Raw genomic sequence first — 1,115 nt, 5'->3', positions numbered from 1 at the left:
TGCCGAGACGCTGATGGCGCTGCCGATGGAGGCGTTTTAGCCCGCCTTGCGCGTTGCCGACGCGTGCCAGCCAGTGCTGTTCGGCTGGCCGGTGTCGACCGCCTGTCTGATGCCGAGCAGTGAGGAGACCCGGTCGGCCGGGCTGGCATTGGCGGCGAAGTCGGCCCATTCGCGCATACGGACCTCGACATCGGCAGGCGCCATGTCGGCCGACGCCGCCATGCGTGCCAGTTCCCACGGGCCGGACAGCGCCAGCGCCAGCGCCAGGTTCTGCCGGGTCTTGACGCTCGCCCCCGGTTCGCGCGCGGCGGCGGTCAGCAGGCGGACGCCTTGGCCCGGTGCTCCCGCCAGCGCCAGGGCGAGCCCCAGATCGGCGGATGGAATGACGGCGGCATGTTCGTCGAGCAACGCCCTCGCCCCCTCACCATTGCCGCCCGCGATCATCGCCAGCGCAAGGTTCAGCGCGGCGCGGCCATCGCCCGGGTCAAGCTGCAGGGCGTCCGCAAAGGCCTGTCGCGCCGACGCGAAGCGCCCGGCCTGAAGATAGCTTTGTCCCAAAAGCGAACGATAGGTCGCATTCTTCGGTTCGGCGGAAACCAGTCGCTCGGCCGAGGCCACGGCCGCCTCGCCGTCGCGCTGCGCCAATATCCGACGGGTATGGTCGGCGAGTGCGGCGGTCGCCTTGGCCGGGCCGGCCTGCGAATCCAGTCTCGCCGAGCGGGGGCTCGTCGCGGTGCAGCCGCCCAGTATCAACACGCCAACGCTGCAGGACAGAAGAGTGCGGAACGTGGTCATATCGGTCATCCGGTTCAGCCCAGGGGAAGGCGGCCGATACGCCGTGCCAGAGACGTGCGAGACGCCCGGAGCATGACCCCATTCCCCGATCGGACGCCGTGCTAGCCCCCCAGCCCATACGGAACGGTTAACCCCTCACTGCCAGCTTTACCCGCCGCCCCTGGCGGGGCATGGATGGCGCGTGCAACAAGGGTGTAAGGACGAAGGATGATGCGCAGATTCCCGATCGGCGGCATGGTCGCGCCCGTCGCCCTCTTGATGGCAGCCCCCGCTTTGGCCGTGCCCGACGTCAAGGCCGGGGTCGAGGCCTGGGCGCAGGG

At 69.8% G+C, this 1,115-nt stretch carries 1 protein-coding gene; it reads right to left on the bottom strand.

Annotation, left to right across the window (positions count from 1 at the left end; genetic code table 11):
• Positions 1-36 precede the first annotated feature (36 nt).
• On the bottom strand, positions 37-804 hold the full coding sequence (locus U1700_RS15125; RefSeq protein WP_332753497.1) for a tetratricopeptide repeat protein: 768 nt from the start codon (positions 802-804) through the stop codon (positions 37-39).
• Positions 805-1,115: the final 311 nt, after the last annotated feature.

Origin of the sequence: Sphingomonas sp. RB1R13 (genome assembly GCF_036663775.1) — a bacterium.
Taxonomy (GTDB): domain Bacteria; phylum Pseudomonadota; class Alphaproteobacteria; order Sphingomonadales; family Sphingomonadaceae; genus Sphingomicrobium.
This window is presented reverse-complemented; position numbering and strand designations above follow the sequence as displayed.